Annotated in this window: 19 protein-coding genes; 12 read left to right on the top strand and 7 right to left on the bottom strand. The window is 61.5% G+C overall.

Going from position 1 to position 25,327, the window contains the following annotated elements; translation table 11 throughout:
* Nucleotides 1-42 precede the first annotated feature (42 nt).
* Nucleotides 43-1,953, bottom strand: a complete 1,911-nt coding sequence (locus tag CUR33_RS19635) for a beta-ketoacyl synthase (RefSeq protein ID WP_289240683.1) — start codon at nt 1,951-1,953, stop codon at nt 43-45.
* Nucleotides 1,954-2,195: 242 nt separating this feature from the next.
* Here CUR33_RS19635 and CUR33_RS19640 point away from each other — a divergent pair, with 242 nt between their 5' ends.
* From CUR33_RS19640 to CUR33_RS19680, 9 genes are all read left to right on the top strand, one after another.
* Entirely contained in the window at nt 2,196-3,845 is a 1,650-nt protein-coding gene (locus CUR33_RS19640; protein ID WP_289240684.1) for an acyl-CoA synthetase, read from the top strand.
* A gap of 110 nt (nt 3,846-3,955) precedes the next feature.
* Nucleotides 3,956-4,957, top strand: a complete 1,002-nt coding sequence (locus tag CUR33_RS19645) for an extracellular solute-binding protein (RefSeq protein WP_289240685.1) — start codon at nt 3,956-3,958, stop codon at nt 4,955-4,957.
* 210 nt (nt 4,958-5,167) lie between these two features.
* Complete coding sequence (locus CUR33_RS19650; protein ID WP_289240686.1) at nt 5,168-6,784, top strand: ABC transporter permease; 1,617 nt, start codon at nt 5,168-5,170, stop codon at nt 6,782-6,784.
* Between the two features lie 170 nt (nt 6,785-6,954).
* The gene (gcvT, locus tag CUR33_RS19655; RefSeq protein ID WP_289240687.1) at nt 6,955-8,037 is read left to right on the top strand and encodes a glycine cleavage system aminomethyltransferase GcvT; all 1,083 of its coding nucleotides are present in this window, start codon (nt 6,955-6,957) and stop codon (nt 8,035-8,037) included.
* 142 nt (nt 8,038-8,179) lie between these two features.
* A complete protein-coding gene (gene gcvH / locus CUR33_RS19660) occupies nt 8,180-8,569 on the top strand; it encodes a glycine cleavage system protein GcvH (protein ID WP_090250315.1) in 390 nt (129 codons plus the stop codon).
* A 329-nt stretch (nt 8,570-8,898) separates the two neighbouring features.
* On the top strand, nt 8,899-11,205 hold the full coding sequence (locus tag CUR33_RS19665; protein WP_289240688.1) for an Orn/Lys/Arg family decarboxylase: 2,307 nt from the start codon (nt 8,899-8,901) through the stop codon (nt 11,203-11,205).
* Between the two features lie 38 nt (nt 11,206-11,243).
* Entirely contained in the window at nt 11,244-13,544 is a 2,301-nt protein-coding gene (locus tag CUR33_RS19670; RefSeq protein ID WP_289240689.1) for an Orn/Lys/Arg family decarboxylase, read from the top strand.
* A 73-nt stretch (nt 13,545-13,617) separates the two neighbouring features.
* A complete protein-coding gene (potE, locus tag CUR33_RS19675) occupies nt 13,618-14,946 on the top strand; it encodes a putrescine-ornithine antiporter (protein ID WP_289240690.1) in 1,329 nt (442 codons plus the stop codon).
* Nucleotides 14,947-14,981: 35 nt separating this feature from the next.
* The gene (locus CUR33_RS19680; RefSeq protein WP_289240691.1) at nt 14,982-15,887 is read left to right on the top strand and encodes an amino acid ABC transporter substrate-binding protein; all 906 of its coding nucleotides are present in this window, start codon (nt 14,982-14,984) and stop codon (nt 15,885-15,887) included.
* Nucleotides 15,888-15,946: 59 nt separating this feature from the next.
* Here CUR33_RS19680 and CUR33_RS19685 read toward each other — a convergent pair whose 3' ends face one another.
* The 3 genes from CUR33_RS19685 to CUR33_RS19695 form a co-directional block, all read right to left on the bottom strand.
* Complete coding sequence (locus CUR33_RS19685) at nt 15,947-16,393, bottom strand: NfeD family protein (RefSeq protein WP_090250308.1); 447 nt, start codon at nt 16,391-16,393, stop codon at nt 15,947-15,949.
* Between the two features lie 3 nt (nt 16,394-16,396).
* The gene (locus tag CUR33_RS19690; protein WP_090250305.1) at nt 16,397-17,317 is read right to left on the bottom strand and encodes an SPFH domain-containing protein; all 921 of its coding nucleotides are present in this window, start codon (nt 17,315-17,317) and stop codon (nt 16,397-16,399) included.
* 124 nt (nt 17,318-17,441) lie between these two features.
* Complete coding sequence (locus CUR33_RS19695) at nt 17,442-19,028, bottom strand: L,D-transpeptidase family protein (RefSeq protein WP_289240692.1); 1,587 nt, start codon at nt 19,026-19,028, stop codon at nt 17,442-17,444.
* Nucleotides 19,029-19,137: 109 nt separating this feature from the next.
* Between CUR33_RS19695 and CUR33_RS19700 the strand changes: the two genes are divergently transcribed.
* Entirely contained in the window at nt 19,138-19,857 is a 720-nt protein-coding gene (locus CUR33_RS19700) for a murein L,D-transpeptidase catalytic domain family protein (protein ID WP_448703248.1), read from the top strand.
* Nucleotides 19,858-19,873: 16 nt separating this feature from the next.
* On the opposite strand, the gene CUR33_RS19705 is transcribed toward CUR33_RS19700, so the two are convergent.
* Together CUR33_RS19705 and rpiA are read right to left on the bottom strand one after the other, a co-directional pair.
* Nucleotides 19,874-21,658 carry a GspE/PulE family protein gene (locus tag CUR33_RS19705; RefSeq protein ID WP_289240694.1) on the bottom strand — a complete coding sequence of 595 codons (1,785 nt, stop codon included), beginning with the start codon at nt 21,656-21,658 and terminating at the stop codon, nt 19,874-19,876.
* A gap of 117 nt (nt 21,659-21,775) precedes the next feature.
* On the bottom strand, nt 21,776-22,450 hold the full coding sequence (rpiA, locus tag CUR33_RS19710) for a ribose-5-phosphate isomerase RpiA (RefSeq protein WP_289240695.1): 675 nt from the start codon (nt 22,448-22,450) through the stop codon (nt 21,776-21,778).
* A 159-nt stretch (nt 22,451-22,609) separates the two neighbouring features.
* Here rpiA and ilvA point away from each other — a divergent pair, with 159 nt between their 5' ends.
* The gene (gene ilvA, locus CUR33_RS19715; RefSeq protein WP_289240696.1) at nt 22,610-24,124 is read left to right on the top strand and encodes a threonine ammonia-lyase, biosynthetic; all 1,515 of its coding nucleotides are present in this window, start codon (nt 22,610-22,612) and stop codon (nt 24,122-24,124) included.
* A gap of 26 nt (nt 24,125-24,150) precedes the next feature.
* Nucleotides 24,151-24,591, top strand: a complete 441-nt coding sequence (locus tag CUR33_RS19720) for a DUF2269 family protein (protein WP_160085849.1) — start codon at nt 24,151-24,153, stop codon at nt 24,589-24,591.
* 57 nt (nt 24,592-24,648) lie between these two features.
* Here the strand turns inward: CUR33_RS19720 and CUR33_RS19725 are convergent, their stop codons facing one another.
* Entirely contained in the window at nt 24,649-25,302 is a 654-nt protein-coding gene (locus CUR33_RS19725; RefSeq protein ID WP_090250287.1) for a histidinol-phosphatase, read from the bottom strand.
* Between the last annotated feature and the right edge of the window lie 25 nt (nt 25,303-25,327).

Below are 25,327 nucleotides of genomic sequence, written 5' to 3' on the forward strand. Positions count from 1 at the left end.
GCCGTAGGATGGGTTAGCCGCAGGCCAACCCATCACTGATGCTCAGTCGAGCATATCGCCGTAGCGTTCGTCCTTTTTGAACAGCAGCGGCTGGGCGAAGCCCGGCACCTTGATCTGCTCGGCGCTGATCTCGATCTGCTTATCGTCGATCAGGTCGTTGCCGAAGTTATAGATAATCCCCAAATCCCCCAGCAGCGCCTGCGCGTCGTAGGCCTGAGCGGCGTGGCGCGTGGCTTCGCGTCGCTGCAGGTAGGCAGCAAAGGCCGCTTCGCCGTGGCGCTTGCGCAGCATGCGTTCGGCCACATGTGGCGCCAGCAGCAGGGCGCTAGCGTTGTTGCCACCAAAGCCCTTGGAGTTGATTACGCACAGATCCAGCTGCTCGGGTGCGCGTGAACGATCCTGGGTGGCGAAGCTTAGGTTCTGTTGGTGCACGTCTTCAGCCACCGCATCGATGGTCTTGATGCCGGGGATGATGCCGTACTTGAAGCTGCCCAGGGCGGAGATCACCTGGTCACCACTGGCGGTGGCCAGGGAATGGCCGACAAAGGCTTTCACTGCTGTGACCGGCCATTGCTCGATGGCGAAGGCACTGGCCACGCGGTCGAGGATTTCCGATTCGGTCACCCGGTTGGCCGGGGTGCTGGAGCCGTGGGCATGCACGAAGCTGCGCTCGCGCACCGCGTCGATGCCCAGCAGTTGCACGGCGCTGGCCACGGCTTTGGCCACGGTCAGGTAGTTGCCGGGGCCGGGGGCGGAGATGGATTTCTTGAAGCCGTCGGCGTTGATAAACACATCCGGCACCGCGCCATGGATATCCGCGCCCAGCTCCAGGGCCAGCTCATCATCCATCAGCACCACGAACTGGCAGGCCTCGGCCAGGGTAAAGCCGCAGTTTTCGCCAAACGGGCGGCTGGCGCGGCGGAAGTCGACCGAGTCCTTGCCTTCGATCTGGCGCAGGCCGTCTTCGGTGGCCAGCGCGCCCATGGCGCCGTAACCCTCGATGCATTCCTGATTGATCGGCGCTTCACTGCTGCCAATGATGACTACCCGCGCTTTGCCATTGGCAATCTGTTCGATGCCCTTCTGCAGGTTATAGAGGAAGGTGGCGCAGGCGCCGGTGATGGCGCCGGTGGTGCCGACGCTGCCCAGCACGTAGGCGTTGATAAAGTCCGCCGACATGGTGTTGAGGCCCAGGGCAAGTTGCTTGGCGGTGACGCGGCCGCCCTTGAGGCGCGACTGCATCAGGCCGCCGAAGCCGTTTTCGTCGAGCTGACTCATGATGCAACTGGAGAACACCGCGACTTCGTCGGGGGCCACGTGCTGCATGATGGTTTGCCAATCGATGCCGGTGGCGCGTAGCGCGTCGGTGACGCCGGCGATGGTCATGGCCAGGCCGCGCGGATGGAAGCGTGCGTTGTACAGCTCGCTCGGTTCGAAGCCGCTGGGCAGCTGTCCGGCGGATTTCACCGGCAGGGCGCGGTAGCTGTCGACCTTGAATTCGCAGTTGTCGTGCAGGGTCACCAGCACTTCGCTGGCGTTCAACTCGTCCACCGTCCAGTCGGATGGCAGCGGCTCGGGCAGGTGCTTGCGCAGGGTGATAAAACTCAGCGGCTGGCCGGCGGTGGCGCTGATGTCGATGGTCTTCTGCCAGTGCGCGGCGTCGACATCCAGGTGCTGCTTCTCGATGCGTCGCACCAGGGTCGAGGCGAGAATCTGCTCGGCGAAGCGGCTGTCGATCTCGGCCAGGCTCAGGGTGTTGCCGGCGTCATCCTGATAGTGGCCATCAACCACCTTGACCAGTTTCATCATCACTGCCAGACCGGCAAGGGTCTGCTGGCGCGCAGGCGTGTCCATGGACTCGATCACGGTGCGGCGGAAACCATGGTGGAAGGAGCTGCGTCCAGCCGCGTTATAGCCACCAAAACCAACGATCACAGGTAAGCGTGAGGTCACTCGATAACTCCTTGAAAAGATAACGCCAGACAAACCGAGATAAGGCTATGGAGGCTTGTCACGCAGTCTGGAACGCTCTGCGGCGGTTATTGCGCCGCGATCAAGCGCCCAGCATGGCTGTTCGGATGCCTATGCTGACGTGATTGCTGACTTGCGAGTCACGGTTTCGACCAAGGTCGCGCATCGCTAAAACCTTACGGCTGCTATGGTCTCTGCGCACAACGCCCAGCTGGAGAACAACAATGCACAGCGTCAATCCCTACGAATACGGCATGCCCCGTGATGCGGCAAATTTTCAGGCGCTCAGCCCGCTGAGCTTTCTTGAGCGCGCCGCCAGCGTCTACCCGCAGCGCCTGGCGCTGATTAACGGCAGCCTGCGCCAGACCTGGGGCGAAACCTATAGCCGCAGTATTCGTTTGGCCTCGGCCCTGGCCCAGCGCGGCATCGGCCTGGGCGACACGGTGGCAGTGATAGCGCCCAACGGCCCGGCGATGTTCGAGGCGCATTTTGGCGTGCCGATGTGTGGCGCGGTGCTGAATGCCATCAACACCCGTCTGGATGCCGAAGCCATCGCCTTTATCCTGCAGCACGGCGAAGCCAAGGTGCTGCTGGTGGACAAGGAGTTTGGCGAGCTGGCCCAGCGCGTGGTCGGCCACTTGCCGCAGCCGCCGCTGGTGATTGGCATCGATGACCCGGAATATGCCGAGGGTATGCTGATTGGTCAGCTGGAGTACGAGGCGCTGTTGGCCGAAGGCGACCCGGGCTATGCCTGGCAGTTGCCGGCTGATGAGTGGCAGGCGATCTCCCTCAATTACACCTCCGGCACCACCGGCAACCCCAAAGGCGTGGTTTATCACCACCGTGGCGCACACCTAAATGCCCTGTCCAACGCCATGTGCTGGGACATGAGCCGCTTCCCGGTGTACCTGTGGACGCTGCCGATGTTCCACTGCAACGGCTGGTGCTTCCCCTGGGCGCTGGCCGCCTATGTCGGGGTCAACGTGTGCCTGCGCCATGTGCGTGCCGAAGCCATCTACCCGTTGCTCGCCGAGCATGACGTCGACCATTTCTGCGGTGCGCCGATCGTGCTCAATATGCTGGCCAACGCCGATGACGCGCTGAAAGCGCTGAAGACCCAGCCGGTTAAAGTACTCACCGCCGGCGCCGCGCCACCCGCTGCGGTAATAGAAGCCATGGAAGCCCTGGAATTCCGGGTTACCCACGTTTATGGCCTGACCGAAACCTACGGCCCCAGCGTGGCTTGCGAGTGGAAAAGCGAGTGGGACAGCGAAAGCCCGGAACAACGCGCGCGCCTGAAGTCCCGCCAGGGCGTGCGAGCGCCGCTGCTCGACGGCCTGATGGTGGCCGACCCGGATACCCTGCAACCGGTGCCGAAAGACGGCCAGACCATCGGCGAAATCATGATGCGCGGCAACGTGGTGATGAAGGGCTACCTGAAGAACCCCTCAGCCACCGCCGAGGCCTTTGCCGGTGGTTGGTTCCACTCCGGCGACCTGGCGGTGTGGCATGCCGACGGCTATGTGGAGATCAAGGATCGCAGCAAGGACATCATCATTTCCGGCGGCGAAAACATCTCCTCCATCGAGGTGGAAGACGTGCTGTATCGCCATCCGCAGATCCTCGAAGCCGCTGTGGTGGCCATGGCCCACGCCAAATGGGGCGAAACGCCCTGCGCATTTGTCACCCTCAAGCCGGGTGCCGAGCTGACGGCCGAGGAAGTAATCGCCTTCTGTCAGCAGCGCATGGCGCGCTTCAAGGTGCCGGGCTGTGTGGTGTTTACCAGTCTGCCGAAAACCAGCACCGGCAAGGTGCAGAAGTTTGTGTTGCGTGAGCAAGCCAAGCAGTTAGCCGCGCAGCAGGCAGTGGCCTAAGGAGGATTGAAGGCGCTTGTTACAGGTTTAAATAGATAACGAGTTGAGAACCTAAATGCCATTCACTACTATTTGGCACCTTAACTCGTCTATACCAAGAGGCACTCTCCATGCAGGTAAGCAAAGGCTTGTTCGCCGCACTCTCCCTCACTGCGCTCGCTAGCACTGCGCAGGCCGCCGATGAAGTGGTGGTGTATTCCTCGCGCATCGACGAGCTGATCAAGCCGGTGTTCGATGCCTACACCGCGAAAACCGGGGTTAAGGTCAAGTTCATCACCGACAAGGAAGCGCCGCTGATCGCGCGTCTGAAGGCTGAAGGTGCCAATACCCCGGCTGACCTGCTGATCACCGTCGACGCCGGCAACCTTTGGCAAGCCGAGCAGGAAGGCGTGCTGCAGCCGACCAAATCTGAGCTTATCAACGCCAATATCCCGGCTCAGTACCGCTCCAGCACTGACAGCTGGACAGGCTTGTCCCTGCGCGCGCGGACCATTTTCTACTCCACCGAGCGGGTTAAACCGAGCGAGTTGAGCACCTACGAAGCCCTGGCTGACAAGAACTGGGAAGGCCGCCTGTGCCTGCGTACCAGCAAGAAGGTCTACAACCAGTCGCTGACCGCCACCCTGATCGAAACCCATGGCGCAGCCAAAACTGAAGAAATCGTCAAGGGTTGGGTCAACAACCTGGCCACCGACGTGTTCGCCGATGACACCGCGCTGCTGCAAGCCATCGACGCCGGCCAGTGCGACGTTGGCATCACCAATACCTACTATTACGGCCGCCTGCACCAGCAGCAGCCGGATCTGAAAGTGAAGCCGTACTGGCCGAACCAGAACGACCGTGGTGTGCACGTCAACCTGGCTGGTGCCGGTGTGACCAAGCACGCGCCAAACGCCGAAGCCGCCCGCAAGCTGCTGGAGTGGATGACCACCGCAGAAGCGCAGACCATCTTCGCCGGTGTCAACCAGGAGTTCCCGGCCAACCCGGCGGTCGCACCGTCTAAGGAAGTGGCTGCTTGGGGCACCTTCAAGGCTGACTCGATCGCCACCGAAGTGGCTGGCAAGCGCCAGGCTGAAGCGACCATGCTGATGGATCGCGCTGGCTGGAACTAAGAACTTAACGATTTGCTGCGCGTCGGCCCTGCGGCGTTAAAAACAGGCTCGGAATGCTCATGTACAAAAGTACATTCCGCTTCCTCGCCTGTTTTTGCCTTGCAGGACTCTAGCTCGCGAAATCGTAAACAGGTTCTACGGCCTACGCCGTTATACTCGACGCCCCGGCTTAGTCCGGGGCGTTGTCTTTTCCAGTTTTGAGGACTCTGCGTGGCCCATCCTGCCCAGCGCCGCTGGTACCCCATCGCCTTTGCCGTTGCCTTGCTGGTGCTGCTGCCGCTGAGCGTGCTGATGTTTAGCTGGCACGAGGTCGACCAGCAGATCTGGGCGCACCTGTGGCAAACCCAGTTGCCGCGCCTGCTCGGCAATACCCTGGTGTTGGTCCTCGGTGTGGGCCTGGGTGTGACGCTGCTTGGCGTCAGCCTGGCCTGGCTCACCAGCCTCTGTGAGTTCCCCGGCAGGCGCTGGCTGGACTGGGCGCTGATGCTGCCATTTGCCATTCCCGCCTATGTGCTGGCGTTCGTGTTTGTCGGTCTGCTGGATTTCGCCGGGCCGCTGCAGACCCTGCTGCGCGAGTGGTTCGGCAGTGACATTCGCTTTCCTCGGGTGCGCTCCACCGGCGGGGTGATCATCGTGCTGGTGCTGGTTTTCTACCCCTACGTCTACCTGCTCGCGCGCAATGCCTTTCTGGCCCAGGGCAAGGGCTTGATGGAAGCGGCGCGGGTGCTTGGTCTGAGCCCCTGGCGAGCGTTCTGGCGCGTAGCCTTGCCGATGGCGCGCCCTGCGATTGGCGCCGGTCTGGCCCTGGCCATCATGGAAACCCTGGCAGATTTCGGCGCGGTCTCGGTGTTCAACTTCGATACCTTCACCACGGCCATCTACAAGACCTGGTACAGCTTTTACAGCCTGACCAGCGCCACCCAGCTGGCCAGCCTGCTGCTGCTTGCGGTGATGTTGGTGCTCTACGGCGAACGCCGCGCCCGCGGTGCGGTGCGTCCGGTGAATGAGCGGCCGCGCGGCAAGGCGCTGTATCACCTCAAGGGCGGCAAGGCGCTGGCTGCCAGTGCTTGGTGCGGCCTGGTGTTCGCCTGCGGCTTTGTTATCCCGGTGCTGCAGCTGATCGTCTGGTTCTGGCAGCGCGGCCGTTTCGATCTGGATGAACGCTACAGCGCATTGATCCTGCACACCTTGTATCTGGGCGCGATGGCGGCGCTGATCACCGTCAGTGTGGCCTTGCTGCTGGCGTTCTCTCGACGTTTAACCCCGACCCGTTTGATGCGCGGCACTGTCGGCGTGGCCAACCTCGGCTATGCCCTGCCGGGTTCGATGCTGGCGGTGGCGATTATGCTGGCCTTCAGCTATCTGGACCGTGAGCTGGTGATTCCGCTGTCCAGCTGGCTCGGCGGTGCGGGCAAGCCGATTCTGCTCGGCAGCCTGTCGGCGCTGTTGCTGGCCTATATGATCCGCTTTATGGCGGTGGCCTACGGGCCGCTGGAAAACAGCCTGGCGCGCATTCGCCCGTCCTTGCCGGAAGCGTCGCGCAGCCTGGGCGTCGGCGGTATCGGGCTGTTCTTCAAGGTCTACCTGCCCCTGCTGGTGCCGGGTGCGCTGTCGGCGGCGTTGCTGGTGTTTGTCGATGTGCTCAAGGAAATGCCTGCCACCCTGCTGATGCGCCCCTTTGGTTGGGACACGCTGTCGGTGCGGGTGTTTGAAATGACCAGCGAGGGCGAGTGGGCGCGCGCGGCGCTGCCGGCCCTGACGCTGGTACTGGTCGGTCTGCTGCCGGTGATTTTGCTGATCCGCCGTTCGGCGCGCCGTCACGGTTAGCCAAACGGGCCTGCGCGACAGGCTGCCACGTTGGGATGACCGCCCCCGGTGTTGCGGCTACAATGCGCGCCATTCGCAGCGGCCGATCATCTTGATAGCTTGTGCCAGTGCCCGATTGTGTGGGCTCAGCCGGGTTGCCGCTGCACTGCCCAGCCCGCAAGGAGACACTTATGGGACAGCGCACACCGCTCTATGACCTGCACCTCGCTCTGGGTGCCAAGATGGTCGACTTCGGCGGTTGGGACATGCCGTTGCACTATGGCTCGCAGGTCGAGGAGCACCATCAGGTGCGTCGCGACTGCGGGGTGTTCGATGTGTCGCACATGACCGTGGTGGATGTCAGTGGCAGCCAGGCCAAGGCCTATTTGCAACACCTGCTGGCCAATGATATCGAGCGCCTGCAAAGTATCGGTAAAGCCCTCTACAGCGGCATGCTCAATGAGCAGGGCGGGGTGGTGGATGATTTGATCGTCTACCTGACCGACTTTGGTTACCGCGTGGTGGTGAATGCCTCGACCCGCGACAAGGACCTGGCCTGGATGCGCCTGCAGAGCGTCGACTTTGACGTGCAGCTGCAAGAGCGCGCCGAGCTGGCGATGCTGGCCATTCAAGGCCCGCATGCGCGCAGCAAGACTGCCGAGCTGGTCAGCCAGTCGCGCGCCAACCTGATTCAGAGCCTCAAGCCGTTCGAAGGCCAGCCCGATGGCGAGTGGTTTATCGCTCGCACCGGCTACACCGGCGAAGACGGCCTGGAAATCATGCTGCCAGCCAGCGAAGTGGTGGCCTTCCTTAATGAGCTGGTCGGTGCCGGTATTTCCCCGATCGGTCTTGGTGCACGCGACACCCTGCGCCTGGAAGCCGGGATGAACCTTTACGGCCAGGACATGGACGAAAGTGTTACCCCATTGGCCGCCAACATGGCCTGGACCATCGCCTGGGAGCCGGCCAGCCGTGGCTTTGTTGGCCGTGCTGCACTGCAGAAGCAGAAGGCCGAAGGCGTTCCCTCCAAGCTGGTGGGTCTGGTGCTGGAAGAGCGCGGCGTGCTGCGTGCGCATCAGGTGGTGCGGGTTGAGGGCGTGGGCGAAGGTGAGATTACCAGCGGCAGCTTCTCGCCGACCCTGGGTAAATCTATCGCCCTGGCCCGCGTGCCGGCGGCGACTCAGGAGCGTGCCGAGGTTGAGATTCGCGGCAAGTGGTACCCGGTGCGGGTGGTCAAGCCGAGTTTTGTGCGTAACGGCAAGGCGCTTATCTAAGCCTTGAGTTAGCCATGGATGGTCGAGAGCGCCCGTGTTGGAGCGGCTCGCTAGGTTTTTAAAGACTTTCTTTCGGTATGGCCAAGGCCTGCTAAATTTCCATGACGGCGTGGTCGCCGTCATGTCAGATGAGGAACGACACATGAGCAATATCCCCGCCGATCTGCGTTACGCCGCCAGCCACGAGTGGGCGCGCCTGGAAGCCGATGGCAGCGTTACCGTAGGCATTTCCGATCACGCGCAGGAAGCCCTGGGTGATGTGGTATTCATCGAGCTGCCAGAAGTCGGCAAGAGCCTGAATGCCGGTCAGGAAGCCGGGGTGGTGGAATCGGTCAAGGCCGCGTCCGACATCTATGCACCAGTTTCCGGTGAAGTCATCGCGATCAATGACGGCTTGGCCGACAGCCCGGAAAGCGTCAACAGCGATCCCTACGGCAGCTGGTTCTTCAAGCTCAAGCCAAGCGATGCCAGCGAGCTGGACAAGCTGCTGGATGCGGCCGCTTACAAGGCCACAGCCGATAGCGACGCTTAAGCTTCCCGCTTAGCTGCAAAACAAAGCCCCGCCTCGCGGGGCTTTGTTGTTTCTGCGTCTTTGCCCATCCCTCGTAATGGCACTGTGCCGCTCTAGCACGGCTATTCGTCGCACTCAGCCGTTTGTTCAGTCAGAAAGTTTGCGCGGCCCGCGATGCTGACTAGGCTGTTGATCCATGTCACAAGATGTTTCGCTGCTCGGTGCATAGTGCGCTGAGTGGGCATGCATCAATTCCCCGGTTTCTATGCACTAACCCCCGCACGGTTACTGGATGTCAGGGTATGGGCAGTGCGACTGCATTTGCGCAAAAGGACGATGGAGGCAGGTTGATGATTGGACGAACCAACAAACCCCTGAAAATGCGCGTGCTGATGGTTGACGATGACCTTGGCAGCCCTGCCAGCATGCGTGGGCGTGTGCTCAACGAGCTGGTCGACGAATTTGCCAGTCGCAATGCCGAGCTGATCAAGGCCACCTCCTATGAGGATGGGTTGGCGGCGGTGATGTCCGATGCGGCGCTGCATTGCATCTGCGTCGATTGGACCCTGGGCAAGAATGACGACAGCTCCCACGCCCAGGCGCTGGAGTTGCTGCGCAGCATTCGCCAGCGCAACGAAAACGTTCCGGTATTTCTGATGGCCGACCGTAATGCCAAGAAGAGCATCACGGTGGAAGCCATGGGGTTGGCCGACGAGTTCGTCTGGATGCTCGAAGACACCGCGCCCTTTGTCGTCGGTCGGGTGATTGCCGCGATCAATCGCTACCTTGAGCACCTGCTGCCGCCGTTTACCGATGCACTGCTGCGCTACACCATGAAAGATGAGCATTCCTGGGCTGCGCCGGGGCATCAGGGCGGGATTGCCTTTACCAAGTCGCCGGTGGGCCGGGTGTTCTTCGATTTCTTCGGGGAAAACCTGTTTCGCACCGACAGCGGTATCGAGCGCGGCAGCCTTGGTTCAGTGCTCGATCACAGCGGCCCGGTGGCAGACTCCGAAGCCTATGTGGCGCGGATCTTTGGCGCCCACGCCAGCTACTCGGTACTCAACGGCACCTCGGGCTCCAACCGGGCGATCTTTATGGCCTGCGTCGGTGAAAACCAGTTCGCCCTGTGCGACCGCAATTGTCACAAATCCATCGAGCAGGGCCTGGTGCTGACTGGCGGCCTGCCGCTGTATATGACCCCGACACGCAACCGCTACGGGATTATCGGCCCACTGCTGCCCGCGCAGTTCGATGCGCAGCGCATCCAGGCCGCCATCGCCAACCATCCGCTGCGCGCCCAGGCCAAGGGCAGCAAGCCGGTGTATGCCGTGGTCACCAATTGCACCTATGACGGCATGTGCCTGCACGCCGAACGCGCCGAGGGCATGCTGGCGCAGAGCAGCGAGCGCATTCACTTCGATGAAGCCTGGTACGGCTACGCACGCTTCAATCCGCTGTACCAGGGGCGTTACGCCATGCGTGGCGATCCAGCACGCCACCCGGCCGACGGCCCAACGGTGTTTGCCACCCACTCGACCCACAAGTTGCTGGCGGCGCTGTCGCAGTCCTCGTTTATCCATATTCGTAACGGCCGCAACCCGGTCGAGCACAGCCGCTTCAATGAATCCTTCGTGATTCAGGCCAGTACCTCGCCGTTGTACGCGCTGTTCGCCTCCAACGAGGTGGGCGCGGCGATGATGGACGGCAATGGTGGCTATAGCCTGACCCAGGATTCGCTGCGCGAGGCGGTGGATTTCCGTCAGGCCTTGGCGCGTACCCACCGCGAGTTCGCCAGCCGCGGCGACTGGTTCTTCCAGCCATGGAACGCGCCGCAGGTCTGCGATAGCAAAACCGGCAAGATGGTTGATTTTGCTGACGCCGATGCCGAGCAACTGACCAGCGATCCCGCCTGCTGGGAGCTGGAGCCAGGCGCTGAATGGCATGGCTTTGCTGGCCTGGAAAAAGGCTGGTGCATGCTCGACCCGATCAAGGTCGGCATCATGGTGCCGGGCATGGGCGCCGACGGCCAGCTGTTGGCGGAGGGCATCCCCGCGCCCATCCTCGGTGCCTTTCTCTACCGCAACAACATCGTGCCGTCGCGCATCACCGATTTTATGGTGCTGTGCCTGTTCAGCATCGGCGTAACCAAGGGCAAGTGGGGCACGCTGATCAACGTGCTGCTGGCCTTCAAGCGCCACTACGACGGCAACGTGGCGCTGGAACGAGTGCTGCCTGATCTGGTCGCCAAGGCGCCTGAGCGCTACCGCGGCATGGGCCTGCGTGACCTCAGCAACGAGATGTTCGAGTACATGCGCAGCAGCCGCATGGACGCCCTGCAGGCCAAAGCCTTCGGTAATTTGCCGTTGATCGAAACAACCCCGCGCGCTGCATTCCAGGCGCTGCAAACCGGCGAGGTCGAACTGTTGCCGCTGCAACAGGCAGCAGGGCGGGTTACCGGGGTTGGCATCATGCCGTATCCACCAGGCATCCCGATTGTCATGCCCGGCGAGAACCTCGGGCCGCTGGATGGCCCGTGGATTCGCTACATCCAGGCCCTGCAGGATTGGGGCAACCACTTCCCCGGTTTCGAGAAAGAGGTAGAGGGCGCCGTGCATCAGGACGGCGGCTACCACTTCTGGTGCCTCAAGCGCTAAGGGCTGGCACCCATCAGGTCTATTACAAGGAGTTCATCATGAGTCACGCGAAAGTGCCGTTGCCGGCATCCCTAGCCCAGCGTTACCCGGTGCTGATTGTGGTCAACACCCTGGAGCACCCGGACAGCATCGTTCTGCGCAGCGCCGAGGAGGTGGGTCGGGCCTTGCAGCAACATGGCCTGGAGGTTGAGCGAGTCAGCTCGCTGGATGACGCGGAAATCGCCTTTCGCGCCGACCCAGCCTATTGCTGCGTCATCCTCGGCTGGGGCTTGTGCGAGGAGAACTTGCCGTTAGCGCTGCACCTGATTCAGCTGATCCGCCAGCGCACCGCACAGCTGCCGATCATGCTCGGCATGAGCCAGGCGCATCAGAGCCGGGTGCCGCTGGAATTTGTCGAAAATATCGACGGGTTTATCTGGCAGCCGGAAGACAGTCCGGCGTTTGTCGCCGGTCGCATCGAAGCCGCTGCCCGGCGTTATCTGGACAGCATCCTGCCGCCATTTTTTGGCGCCCTGGTTAACTTCGCCGACACCCACGAATACTCCTGGCACACCCCAGGGCATACCGGCGGCACCGCCTTTATGAAGACCGCTGTGGGTCGCAGTTTTCTCGACTTTTACGGCGAGCAGATGCTGCGCTCCGACCTCAGCGTGTCTGTGGGTGAGCTGGGCTCGCTGAATGATCACTCCGGGCCGATTGCCGAGGCGGAAAAGAATGCCGCGCGGGTGTTTGGTGCCGATTACACCTTCTTCTCGGTCGGTGGCAGTTCAGCCAGCAACGAGATCGTCCTGCACTCGGCGGTCACCGATGGCGACGCGGTGCTGGTCGATCGCAACTGCCACAAATCGCTGAACTACGCGCTGAATATGTCCGGCGCGGTGCCGCTGTACCTGCGGCCACGGCGTAACGCACGCGGGCTGATCGGCCCGGTGCCGCGCAGCGAGCTGATTCCCGAGGCTGTGGCGCAGAAAATCGCCGAAAGTCCGCTGATGACCGACAAACAGGCCCGTCCGGTACTGGCGGTGCTGACCAACTCGACCTACGACGGCCTCTGCTACAACGTGCAGACCACCACCCGCGAACTGAGCCAGAGCGTCGACCGGATTCACTACGACGAAGCCTGGTATGCCTACGCGCGCTTCAATCCGCTGTATGAAGGCCGCTACGGCATGCACCGTGGCGAACGGCATGCCGATGACGCCACAGTGACCGTCACCCACTCGACCCACAAGCTGCTGGCGGCGCTGTCGCAGGCCTCGATGATCCATATCCGTTCGGGCAAGGTGCCGGTCAAGCCGGCGCTGTTCAATGAAGCCTTCATGATGCACACCTCGACGTCGCCGCAATACAGCATCATTGCCTCCACCGATGTGTCGGCGAAGATGATGGACGATGCCGGCGAGTACCTCACCGATGAGTCCATCGGCGAAGCCATTGCCTTCCGCCAGGCCATGGTGCGCCTGGGGAATGAGGTGCGTAAGCGCAAGCCGCAGGATTGGTGGTTTGGCGTGTGGCAACCGGATGAGGTCAACGGCGTGCCCTTTGCCGACCTCGATCCGCAGACGTTACGCCAGGGTGATGCCTGGGTGCTTCAGCCGAGCGCCAGCTGGCATGGCTTTGGTGACCTGGGCCGCGATTACTGCATGCTCGACCCGATCAAGGTCACCGTGCTGACCCCAGGGCAGACCCTGGAAGGGCAGATGGAGGCCAGCGGCATTCCGGCGCCGCTGGTGTCATCGTTCCTTTCCAGCCGCGGCATCGTGGTGGAAAAGACCGAGCCGTATTCGATTCTGCTGCTGTTCAGCCTGGGCGTAACCAAGGGCAAGTGGGGCTCACTGGTCGCCGGGCTGATGGAGTTCAAGAAGCACTACGACAGCAACGCCTCGCTGGAATTGGTGATGCCTGAGCTGGTCGCTAGCCATGGCGAGCGTTACGCCGGCATGGGCCTCAAGGACCTGGCCGACGCCATGCACCAGGACATGCTCGCCTCCAAGCTGCTGCACAACATGGACGCCGCCTTCAGCCTGTTGCCGGATGTGGTGTCATCACCGCGGGCGACGTTTGCCAAGCTGGTGAAAGGCCAGATCGAGCAGATCGCCGTGCGTGACATGCTGGACCGCACCGTGGCCGTGCAAATCGTGCCTTATCCACCGGGCATCCCGCTGATGATGCCGGGCGAGAAGGCTGGCGCGGACAAGCAGGCGATCATCGATTACCTGCTGGCGATGGAGCTGTTCGACAGCCACTTCCCCGGTTTCGAGCACGACAACCATGGCGTCGAGATTGAGCGCGATGGTCAGGGTGGGCTGACTTACAAGGTCTATGTGGTCAAACAGTAACGCTTAGCCACTCCGGGCCGGCAGCCTTGGCTGCTGGCCGCGCCAGTGCCACGCAAAGAACAAGGAGAGGTCGATGGCTGAGTCAAGCAAGAAGATGAGCCTGGTGGGGCTCACCACCCTGGTGTCGGTCAATATGATGGGCTCCGGCATCATCATGTTGCCGTCGAGCATGGCCCAGTTGGGCGCGGTTTCGTTGCTGTCGTGGATCATCACGGCCGTCGGCTCCATGGCCATTGCCTATTGTTTCGCCCAATGCGGCATCTACTGCCACCGCTCGGGCGGTATGTCGGCCTATACCGAGGAAGCGCACGGCAAGTCGGCGTTCTTTCTCTGTTCGTTTCTGTATTTTCTTTCGCTGGCCATCGGCAACGTGGCCATCGGTATTTCTGCAGTGGGTTATCTCACGCCGTTCTTCCCCTGGCTGGGCAGCGGCGCGATTCCGCTGTTTGTCGGCACGGTCGGGCTGATCTGGCTGACCACAGTGGCCAACTTTGGCGGCCCGCGTATCACCGGCAGAATTGGCGCGATCACTGTCTGGGGCGTGATCATTCCGGTGGCGGGGCTCAGCCTGATCGGCTGGTTCTGGTTTGACCCTGCGGTGTTGAAGGATGCCTGGAACCCGCACAGCCTGAAGATCAGCGATGCCATTGCACAGAGTATTCCGCTGACTCTGTGGGCCTTCCTCGGCATGGAGTCGGCGGCGCAGAACTCCGATGCGGTGGAAAATCCAGAGCGCAATGTGCCGCTGGCCTGCCTCTTCGGCACCCTCGGCGCAGCCGTGGTGTATGTGCTGTCGACCACGGTGATTCAGGGCATCGTACCGAATGCCGAACTGGCCAACTCCACCGCGCCATTTGCCTATGTCTATGCGCAGATGTTCAACCCCTTTATCGGCAACATCATCATGGGCCTGGCTGTCATGGCCTGTATCGGCTCGCTGCTGGGTTGGCAGTTCACTTTGGCGCAAACGGCCAAGGTCACGGCTGATCAGGGCATGTTCCTCAAACTGTTCGGCAAAGTGACGGCGGCCAATGCACCGGTGATCGGCATGATCGTGTGCGGGGTGCTGCAAACTCTGTTGGCGCTTTCGACTATCTCGCCGAACGCCAGCGCGCAGTTCAGCAAGTTGGTCAATCTGGCGGCCGTTACCAACCTGATTCCCTATGTCACGGCGCTCTCCGGTTTGTTGGTGATCATGTACAAGGCCCGCGTCAGCGCGGCGATCTATACCCGCAACGTGGTGGTGCTGATGGTGGCGATGGTTTATTGCTTCTACGCCCTGTATGCCTCGGGCAAGGATGCGGTGTTCGGCGCGATGCTGGTGCTGGCGTTGGGTTATCTGCTGTACGGCTTTATCGCCAAACGCTTTGTTGCCGAGCAACCCACGCCCGGTAAGGCGTAATGGCCGGTAAACCCTTTGAATCTGGGGATATGGATATGAATCTTCGCCTGTGTAATCCGTTCAATCTGCTGCTGGCCTGCCTCCTGGCGCTGTCGCCTGTAACCCACGCCGAGACGTTGCAGCGCATCGAAAGCAGCAACACGCTTAATCTGGGCTACATCGACGATATTGCCCCGTTCAGCAGCCTGCAAAATGGTGAAGTCGGCGGCTATGCCATCGAGCTGTGCGAGAAGGTGGTCGAACAGGTCAAAACCGAACTGAACCTGCCTGCGCTGCAGGTGCGCTATCAGTCTGTGAAGGCGACACAAGGGCTTAACGCCGTGCGTGACGGTTCGCTCGACCTGCTCTGCTCGCCCAGTGTGGAAAGCCTCAGTCAGCGTAAGCACGTCAGTTTCTCCCTGCCCATCTACACCGCCGGGCTGGCGGTCTTGGTGCGTAAGGATGCGCCCGTGGCTTTGCTCAAGGTGCTCAACGGTGAGGTTGCACACAGCGGACCGACTTGGCGCGCCACGGTCAATCGCGGCTTGGCTAACCATACCTATGCGGTTAAACAGGGCGAAGCGACAGAAGCCTGGATTCGCAAGCAGCAACGCATGCTGGGTGTTGTCGCTACGGTGGTGACCGTCAGCAGCCAGGAGGAAGGTGTGCAGTTGGTGGCCGAGGGTAAGGCCGATGCGTTCTTTTCTGAGCGCATGGTCCTGAAGAATTACCTGGCCAAGCGTGATGATGCCAGTGATATGCAGGTGCTGGAGCGAATCTACGAATTCGCCCCGGTGGCGATGGCCTTAACGCGTGGTGACGAAGACTTCCGCCTGTTGGTCGACACGGCCCTTAGCAATGCGCAGCGCTCCGGTGAGTTAGAGCAGATTTACGGTCGCTACTTCGGTGAGCCGGGGGATATGGTCAAGGCGCTGTTCAAGGTGTACGCCTTGCCTGAGTGACAGGCAACTAAGCCGGCACTGAGCATTTTTCGCCAGTGCCGGTTTGCCTGTTAGGCCGATTACTCGGCTTCGACCCGCAGCACCACACCGTCCTGACCCACCACGCGCACCGGCGTGCCCGCCGGTAGATTCGGGCCGCTGACCAACCACAACGAGTCTCCGGCTTTTATCTTGCCACGCCCCTCATGGATGGCTTCATGCAGGGCAAAGGTGCGTCCCATGAATTCGCTGCCACGCTGGTTCAGCCCTGGCTGGTCGGAAGGCTTGGCGGCGCTGCGTTGGCGCTGCCACCAGAACACTGCGGTGAGTATCGACAGTAGGCCGAACAGGATGAACTGCGCAGCCCAGGGCAGGCCCGGAAAGATAAAGGTCAGCAGGCCGACGCTGGCGGCGGCCAGGCCGATCCACAGCAGATAGCCACCGGCACCGAACACTTCGAGGATCAGCAGCAGGGTGCCGAACGCCAGCCAGTTCCAGTACGACAGGTGCTGTAAAAAGTCCCACATGGCTTAACCCTTCTTCTCGCCGAAGGTGGCTTTGACAATTTCGCTGATACCGCCGACTGCACCGATCACCTGGCTGGCTTCCAGCGGCATCAGGATGACTTTGCTGTTATTGGCGCTGGCCAGTTGGCCGAGGGCTTCGATGTATTTCTGCGCGACGAAGTAGTTAACCGCCTGCACGTTGCCCTGGGCGATGGCTTCGGAAACCATGCGCGTGGCTTCAGCTTCTGCCTGGGCGGCACGTTCGCGCGCTTCGGCTTCGAGGAAGGCCGCCTGGCGCTGGCCTTCGGCCTTGAGGATGTCGCCCTGCTTCTGCCCTTCGGCGGTAAGGATGGCCGCGGCACGCAGGCCTTCGGCTTCGAGAATCTGTGCGCGCTTGATCCGCTCGGCTTTCATCTGCCCGGACATGGCGGCCATCAGATCGGCGGGTGGGCTGATGTCCTTGATCTCGATACGGGTGATCTTGATGCCCCAGGGCGCGGTTGCTTCATCGACGGTGCGCAGCAGCTTCTCGTTGATTGCGTCGCGCTGACCGAGCATGGCGTCCAGCTCCATGGAACCGAGCACGGTACGGATATTGGTCATCACCAGGTTACGGATGGCGTGTTCAAGGTTGTTCACCTCGTAAGCCGCCTGGGCCGAATTGATGATCTGGAAGAAGCAGATGGCGTCGATCTGCACCGTGGCGTTATCGGCGGTGATCACTTCCTGCGGCGGAATATCCAGCACGTTTTCCATTACGTTGAGCTTGCGGCCGACTTTATCCATCACCGGGACGATGATGTTCAGGCCCGGCTTAAGGGTGTTGGTGTAGCGACCGAAGCGCTCCACCGTCCATTCAAAACCCTGCGGCACGACCTTGAAGCCCATAAAAACGATGGCGACGGCGAGGCCGACAAAGAGAAAGATGACGCTGCCGATTTCCATGTGGTGTAGCTCCTTGGTGGGTTTTAGTCTGCGGATTAGCTGTTCAGCTATCTAAGCACAGTTGGCGTTGGCACTGCTGTCGATGGCGTTGCAGAGTGTGCCGATCAACGGTCATGGCGACCGATCAGTGCACGTTTGGCGCCAGCGCTTTGACCAGGCGCATGTCGCGCGCGTAGATGTCCGGGTAGTAGCGCAGTGCCCCGTCCTTGCTGGCTTCGACCGTCCAATAGGCAATCAGCAGCGGCGCCGGATGCTGCAGGCGGTATTGCTGGGTTTCGCCGCTGGCGATACGCGTCTGCACGCTGCTCAGCTCATCCGGGGTGAGCAGCCAGGCGAGTAGGGTGTCGACCGCCTCGACCCTTACGCAGCCCGAGCTGAAAGCACGCGGGGCTTTGCTGAACAGCTGCTGGCTGGGAGTGTCGTGCAGGTAGACCGCGAATGGATTGTCGAAGCGCACAGCGACGCGGCCGAGCGGGTTATGGCTGCCGGCCGACTGCCGCAGGCGGATCGCTCCGGGGCTTTCCCAGTCAATGCTCTGCGGGTCGAGGAGGTTGCCGTCGCGGTCGAGCACGCTGATCTGGTGGCGCTCCAGATAGCTGATGTCGTCGCGAATAGCCGGCAGTTTGTCTTCGCGCAGAATGGTCGGCGGCACGGTCCAGGTCGGATTGAGGGTCAGCCGCACAATGCTGGAGGCGAGCAGCGGCGTTTGCCGTTCGGCGCGGCCGACCTGGGTGCGGCTGCGCCAAAGCAGCTGATTATCGCGCTGCACCTGGATTTCGGCGGCCGCGACATTGATTAGCACTTCGGCATCGCCCATGTTGTCGGCGAGCCAGCGCAGGCGCTCAAGGTTGGCGCGCAGCTGCTCACGGCGCAGCTGTGGGCTGACATTCAGCTCGGTCAGGCTGGCGGTGCCGAGAATGCCATCCGGGTTGAGGCCGTGGTCGCGTTGGAAATTCTCCAGGGCGCTTTGTGTGGCCAGATCATAGGTGTTGCCCAGTTCTTCTGGTGGTACAGCCAGGTAACCCTGGGCGATCAGGCGTGTGCGCAATGCTGGCAGTCGCGCATCCTTGCCGCCGGGTTTGAGCTGTGGGCCGCTGGCGAGCGTCGTCCACTCCTGCAGCGGCTGCAGGCGTTGTTGCGCATAAGCGCTACGCAGCCGCTGGTATTGCACGGTGGCCGGCCGTGCGCTGGCAAAGGCCAGGGACGGGGTGTGCAGATGCAGCAGGGCCAGTGAGAGGGTCGCCAGTTGCGGGTCCGGGTTGGTTTGCCCTGGCGCCTGCCACAGCGGTTCCATGCGCTGTTGCAGCAAGCGGCCGCGACGCAGGTGCAGCAGGGCCTGCAGGTAGCTGTGGCTGGTCAGCAGTTCCGCGCAGTCGCGCTGCTTGGCGAAGCTTTCCGCGACCAGGCTGGGCAGCAGATAGTCACTGGGCTGCAGGCCGTCATCTTCCAATTGCGCCAGCTGTTCGCGCAATTGCAGCAGTTGTTCGCTGTTCTGCCAGGCCGGCTGGCCGTCGCGTTGCGCATAAAAAGCCTGCAGCAGGTGCTGAGCATTCTCGTCTAGGCTTGTCGGTAATGGGCTGCAGCGCTGCGTCAATTGAGCCAGCAATGGGCGCAGATCGACGCTGGTGGCGAAGGGCGCATCGGTGGCGTTGGCGACCAATGGCAGGGTGAGCAGGGCAGCGCTCAGGTAGAGTGTACGTTTTTTGAACAATCTACTGCTCCAGTCCTTGGCCGAAAAGCGGGTTAGCCGCAACCAGTATAGGCGGGCTAGGGGCGGATCTTGTGACAGGACGTCCGACGGTACTCGAGGTATTTGCGCAATGTTTGGACGTCTTGGCAGGTTCTGCCTGATCGGATTTTGGCTTTCTTGCATGCCCTTGTCGGCGACTGCAACCGAGCAGGATGGCTTGCTCAGGGACCTGGCGCGGATTGCCCCCGGGCTTAATCAGCAGGCGCTGCAGCATGCGCTGGCGGCCATGCAGTGTGCGGTCAATCACGGTGCGGATCCGGCTCGCCGCCTTGCAGTGATCGACTATTCGCGGCCTTCCACCGAGCGGCGCTTGTGGATATTCGATCTGCAGCGCAAGCGTCTGCTATTACGCGATTTCGTCGCCCATGGTCGCAAGTCTGGGGAGAATTTTGCCGAGGCGTTTTCCAATCGTCTGGGCAGCCACCAATCCAGTCTGGGCCTGTTCCGCACGGCGGAAAGCTACCGCGGCAAGCATGGCTATTCCCTGCGTATGGATGGCCTGGAGCCTGGGCTGAACGACCTGGCCCGCGAGCGTGCCATCGTGATTCATGGCGCCGGTTATGTCAGCCCACGCTGGGCACAGAAGCATGGGCGTATCGGCCGCAGCCTGGGTTGCCCGGCGGTGCGTCCGGAAGTGGCGCGGATGGTGGTCGATCAGCTCAAGGGCGGGCAGTTTCTGTTTGCCTGGCATTCCAATCAGCGCTTGCTGCAAGCCTCGGCTTACCTGCAGTGCAAGCCGCAGCGGGTGGCGAGCATCCTCGCCCGTCAGCAGCGTTTGCCGCGCAGCTGAAACTTCATGGCCGCGATTATTTCTGCTCACTCTGCGGGGTGACCCGCAGCACTTCCTCAATGGTGGTGAGGCCGGCGGCGACCTTCTGCGCGCCGGACAGGCGCAGGCTGCGCATACCTTCCTTGAACGCATGCCGGCGCAGCGCGATCAGGTCGGTATCGGCGGTAATCAGCGGCTTCATCGCGTCATTGATCAGCATGATTTCATACACCCCAGCGCGGCCGCGGTAGCCGGTGTCGCGACACTCCAGGCAACCGACGGCGCTACAGGCTTGAGTCGGCAGCGGCGCGCTCCAGGGTTTGGTCAGGCTCTGCCAGCCGTCTTCATCCAGCGTCTGTGGCGCCTTGCAATGCGGGCATAGAGTGCGCACCAGGCGCTGGGCCATCACACCGAGCAAGGTGGCCTTGAGCAGGTAATGCGGTACGCCCAGTTCGAGCAGGCGGGTGATGGCGCTGGGCGCGTCGTTGGTGTGCAGGGTTGAGAGTACCAAGTGCCCGGTGAGCGCTGCCTGGATCGCCATCTCGGCGGTTTCCAGGTCGCGGATTTCACCGACCATGATGATGTCCGGGTCCTGGCGCATCAGGGCGCGCACGCCGCTGGCGAAGGTCAGGTCGATATTGCTCTGCACCTGCATCTGGTTGAAGGCGCCCTCAATCATCTCGATCGGGTCTTCGATGGTGCAGACGTTGACCTCAGGCGTGGCCAGCTGCTTGAGCGTGGTGTACAGCGTGGTAGTCTTGCCAGAGCCGGTAGGGCCGGTGACCAGGATGATGCCGTTGGGCTGGCTGGTCATGCTCTGCCAGCGTTTCAGGTCATCGGCAGAGAAACCCAGCTGGTCGAAGCTTTTCAGCAGCACTTCCGGGTCGAAGATCCGCATCACCATTTTTTCGCCAAAGGCGGTGGGCAGTGTCGACAGGCGCAGTTCGACTTCACCGCCATCCGGGGTCTTGGTCTTCACCCGGCCATCCTGCGGTTTACGTTTTTCTGCAACGTTCATCCGCCCAAGGCTTTTCAGGCGGCTGACGATGGCCATGGTTACCTGAGGCGGGAATTGGTAGACGGTGTGCAACACGCCGTCGATGCGAAAACGCACGCTGCCCTGTTCGCGGCGTGGCTCGATATGGATATCGCTGGCGCGTTGGGTGAAGGCGTATTGAAACAGCCAGTCGACGATATTGACGATATGTGCGTCGTTAGCGTCCGGCTCCTGATCCTGGGCGCCGAGGTTGAGCAGTTGCTCGAAGTTGCCCATGTTGCTGAGCTTAGTGTCGCCGGCTGAGGCGCCGCTTACCGATTTGGCTAGGCGGTAGAACTCCACAGTAAAGCGTTGGATATCCGTTGGGCTAGCCACCACGCGCTTGATCGGACGCTTGAGCACGTGGGTCAGGTTGGCTTCCCAGCTATTTACCAAAGGTTCGCTGCTGGCGATGGTCACGCTGTCGTTGTCCACCGCCACGGCAAGAATCTTGTGGCGCTGGGCGAAGGCATAGGACATCAGCGGGGTGATAGCCGCGACATTGATCTTCAGTGGGTCGATGCGCAGAAACGGCTGGCCGCATTGTTCCGCCAGCCAACTGGTCAGGCCTTCCAGCTCAAGCTTCTTGCCAGGGTTTTTTAGATCGTCCAGTTGCTGTGCGGCAAGAAATTCCAGCGGATGCTGCTGGTTATTGACGGCACTGCGGCGGATCGCCAGGCATTGTTCGGCATTGTCCTGATTGGTCCGGCCCTGGGCGACTAGCTCACGCAGCAGATCGGCGAGCTCTAGCTGGCGGTCATGGGCGGACGAGACGAATGCGGACATAAAACTCCCTGACGATCCTGATAACTAAGCAATGCCGGCAGCATGACGCCAAGGGCGTGGGCTGTCTGCCGACTTGATCCATTTTTGCACAGCTGTCAGACCTTGCTGCTCTGCGCGTCAGGCGCGCTTGAGGGTTTTCACGCCTTCTGCGGTGCCGAGCAACAGCAGGTCAGCTGGGCGTGCAGCGAACAGGCCGTTGGTGACCACGCCGACGATGGCGTTGATCTGGGTTTCCAGCTCCACGGGGTTGGTGATCGACAGGTTGAACACATCGAGGATGATATTGCCGTTGTCGGTCACCACGCCTTCGCGGTACACCGGATCGCCGCCGAGTTTGACCAGCTGGCGGGCGACATGGCTACGTGCCATCGGGATGACTTCCACCGGCAGTGGGAAGGCGCCGAGGACTGGCACCAGCTTGCTGGCGTCGGCGATGCAAATAAAGGTCTGTGCCACGGCCGCGACGATTTTTTCGCGGGTCAGGGCCGCGCCACCGCCCTTGATCAGGTTGAGGTGCTCGTCGCTTTCATCGGCGCCATCCACATAGAACTCCAGGTCGCTGACGGTGTTCAGCTCATACACCGGAATGCCATGGCCCTTGAGGCGTGCGGCGGTGGCTTCGGAACTGGCCACAGCGCCGTCGAATTCCATCTTGTGCTTGGCCAGGGCATCGATAAAACAGTTGGCAGTGGAGCCGGTGCCGACACCGATCACACTCTTGGCGTCGAGTTTGGGGAGAATAAAGTCGACGGCAGCCTGGGCGACGGCTTGCTTGAGTTGATCCTGATTCATCTTTAGGCCTGGAGTGGGAGTGATTGAAAGGCGCGAATTATAGCCTGACTGAGGCGCCAGGGGGCCGCTGGCCGGGAAAACCCTGTGGCTTGTATGGTCGTTCGGCGCGGCGCTGGGGTAGACTCGCTGACTCTCTGAAAAGCCGCCTGCGATCCCGCCATGCTCGAACAGTACGTCAAGAAAATCCTCACCTCGCGCGTTTATGACGTGGCGGTTGAAACCCCGCTGCAAGCCGCTAACCAGCTTTCCGAGCGCCTGGGCAACCAGATTCTGCTCAAGCGTGAAGACCTGCAGCCGGTGTACTCGTTCAAGATTCGCGGTGCCTACAACAAACTGGCGCAGCTTTCGACTGAGGAGCTGGCGCGCGGTGTGGTGACCGCCTCGGCCGGCAACCATGCCCAAGGCCTGGCGCTGGCGGCCAAGGTGCTGGGGGTCAAAGCGACCATCGTGATGCCCAAGACCACCCCGGAAATCAAGGTGCAGGGCGTACGCTCGCGCGGCGGCAAGGTGGTGCTGCACGGCGACAGCTTCCCGGAAGCACTGGCCTACTCGCTGAAGCTGGTCGATGAGAAGGGCTACATCTATATCCATCCCTATGATGACCCGCACACCATTGCCGGGCAGGGCACCATTGCGATGGAAATCCTCCGTCAGCAACCGGGGGCGATCGACGCGATCTTCGTGCCGGTGGGCGGCGGCGGGCTGATTGCGGGTATCGCCGCCTATGTCAAATACTTGCGTCCAGAGATCAAGGTCATCGGTGTTGAGCCGGACGATTCCAATTGCCTGCAGGTCGCGATGGCCGCCGGTGAACGTGTTGTGCTGTCGCAGGTTGGGCTGTTTGCCGATGGCGTGGCCGTGGCGCAGATCGGTCAGCACACCTTTGATGTGTGCAAGGACCATGTTGACGAGGTGATCACCGTCAGCACCGACGAGATCTGTGCGGCGATCAAGGACATCTACGACGACACCCGTTCGATCACCGAACCGGCCGGTGCGCTGAGCGTGGCTGGGATCAAGAAGTATGTGGAGCGCGAGGGCTGCAGTGGGCGCGTGCTGGTGGGCATCGACTCGGGGGCCAACGTCAACTTCGACCGTCTGCGCCACGTTGCTGAACGCGCCGAACTGGGCGAGAAGCGTGAAGCGATCATCGCCGTGACCATCCCCGAGCAACCGGGTAGCTTCAAGGCGTTCTGCGAAGCCATCGGCAAGCGGCAGATCACCGAGTTCAACTACCGCTATCACGAAGATAAGGAGGCGCACATCTTTGTCGGCGTGCAAACCCACCCGGAAAGTGACCCGCGTGCCGCGCTGGTTCAGGGTCTGCGCGACCAGGGCTTCCCGGTGTTGGACCTGACTGACAACGAACTGGCCAAGTTGCATATCCGCCATATGGTCGGCGGTCATGCGGCAGCGGTGCCGGATGAGTGTGTTTACCGCTTCGAGTTTCCTGAGCGTCCGGGTGCATTGTTCAATTTCTTACAGAAATTAGGTGGGCGCTGGAACATCTCGATGTTCCACTACCGCAATCACGGCGCGGCCGATGGTCGAGTGGTCGCGGGCCTGCAGGTGCCGCAGGCCGAGCGCCATTTGGTGCCAGCGGCGCTGGAAGCCATCGGCTATCCCTACTGGGATGAGAGCGATAACCCGGCGTACAAACTCTTTCTTGGATAAGCCGGAAACCCGGTAGGACTGAAACAATGGAACATTACCCATTGCTGAAAATGCTGCACATGCTGCCCGGCATCCTCTTGCTGGTTGGGGTGCTGGTACATCTGTTTATGTTATGGAAGGCCTCGCGTGGCGGTGATGCCGCCATCTTGCAGCGCAAGCTGAAACGCACCCGCTTGATCAGCATGCCGGTGCTCGGCCTGCTGGCCCTGAGCCTGCCGGTAACCGGCTGGTTGCTGGTTGACCTGATCGGTTTGCCGCTGAGCCAAACCTGGCTTCTGCTCAGCAGCGTGCTGTTTGGTGTGTTGATGGTTGCCGGGTTGCTGCTGGCGGGCCGCCTGAGCACCTGGCAAGCCCTTAATGGCGCGCCAGCACCCAAGCGCCTGCTGGGTTTCTGCGCGGCCTATGCCGGGCTGATCGTGTTGTTGTTGCTGGTGATCATGGGGTTGATGGGCGCCAAGCCAGCTTGATCAATACCGCAATAAAAAACGCCGCCTGATCAGGCGGCGTTTTTATTTGTAGCCAGTTTAGCGTAGCGAGATCACCGGCCAGCCGCGCTTTTCTGCTTCGGCGCGCAGGTTTGGATCGGGGTCGACGGCGAAGGGGTGAGTGACTTGCTCCAGCAGGGGCAGGTCGTTCATTGAGTCACTGTAGAAGTAGCTGTCGTTGAGGTTAAGGCCGCTTTCCGCCAACCAGCGGTTAAGGCGGGTGACCTTGCCTTCCTTGAAGCACGGCACGTCGGTGGTGCGTCCGGTGTAGCGGCCGTCGGCCATTTCACATTCGGTGGCCAGCAGGGTGTCGACCCCAAGGCGCGCAGCAATCGGCGCGGTGACGAAGCGGTTGGTGGCGGTGATGATCAGCAGCTTGTCGCCGGCTTCGCGGTGCTCGGCGAGCAGCGCTTCACCTTTGGCAAGGATGATCGGCTCGACGCAGTCGCGCATAAACTCGCGGTGCCACTGCTCCAGCTGCGCCATTTCCGTGCGGCCGAGGATTTCCAGGCTGAAGTTCAGGTAGTCGGTGATGTTCAGGCGGCCGGCCAGGTAGTCCTGATAGAAGTCATCGTTGCGCGCCTTATAGGCAATCCCGTCGAGGATGCCGCGCTCACACAGGTAGTCTCCCCAGGCGTGATCGCTGTCGCCGCCGAGCAGGGTGTTGTCGAGATCGAATAAAGCCAAACGCACGGGAGCACCTTTGATTGCCAGCTAC

It is taken from the genome of Pseudomonas sp. FEMGT703P (genome assembly GCF_002786345.1).
Classification (GTDB): Bacteria; Pseudomonadota; Gammaproteobacteria; order Pseudomonadales; family Pseudomonadaceae; genus Aquipseudomonas; species Aquipseudomonas peli.

Bases quoted from the DNA above. Each gene is read 5' to 3' on its own strand.
- ilvA (WP_289240696.1), top strand. From the start codon at position 22,610: ATGCTCGAACAGTACGTCAAGAAAATCCTCACCTCGCGCGTTTATGAC.
- CUR33_RS19680 (WP_289240691.1), top strand. From the start codon at position 14,982: ATGAATCTTCGCCTGTGTAATCCGTTCAATCTGCTGCTGGCCTGCCTC.
- CUR33_RS19700 (WP_448703248.1), top strand. From the start codon at position 19,138: ATGTTTGGACGTCTTGGCAGGTTCTGCCTGATCGGATTTTGGCTTTCT.
- CUR33_RS19720 (WP_160085849.1), top strand. From the start codon at position 24,151: ATGGAACATTACCCATTGCTGAAAATGCTGCACATGCTGCCCGGCATC.
- CUR33_RS19685 (WP_090250308.1), bottom strand. From the start codon at position 16,393: ATGTGGGACTTTTTACAGCACCTGTCGTACTGGAACTGGCTGGCGTTC.
- potE (WP_289240690.1), top strand. From the start codon at position 13,618: ATGGCTGAGTCAAGCAAGAAGATGAGCCTGGTGGGGCTCACCACCCTG.
- CUR33_RS19645 (WP_289240685.1), top strand. From the start codon at position 3,956: ATGCAGGTAAGCAAAGGCTTGTTCGCCGCACTCTCCCTCACTGCGCTC.
- CUR33_RS19705 (WP_289240694.1), bottom strand. From the start codon at position 21,658: ATGTCCGCATTCGTCTCGTCCGCCCATGACCGCCAGCTAGAGCTCGCC.
- gcvT (WP_289240687.1), top strand. From the start codon at position 6,955: ATGGGACAGCGCACACCGCTCTATGACCTGCACCTCGCTCTGGGTGCC.
- CUR33_RS19665 (WP_289240688.1), top strand. From the start codon at position 8,899: ATGATTGGACGAACCAACAAACCCCTGAAAATGCGCGTGCTGATGGTT.
- rpiA (WP_289240695.1), bottom strand. From the start codon at position 22,450: ATGAATCAGGATCAACTCAAGCAAGCCGTCGCCCAGGCTGCCGTCGAC.
- gcvH (WP_090250315.1), top strand. From the start codon at position 8,180: ATGAGCAATATCCCCGCCGATCTGCGTTACGCCGCCAGCCACGAGTGG.
- CUR33_RS19690 (WP_090250305.1), bottom strand. From the start codon at position 17,317: ATGGAAATCGGCAGCGTCATCTTTCTCTTTGTCGGCCTCGCCGTCGCC.
- CUR33_RS19670 (WP_289240689.1), top strand. From the start codon at position 11,244: ATGAGTCACGCGAAAGTGCCGTTGCCGGCATCCCTAGCCCAGCGTTAC.
- CUR33_RS19640 (WP_289240684.1), top strand. From the start codon at position 2,196: ATGCACAGCGTCAATCCCTACGAATACGGCATGCCCCGTGATGCGGCA.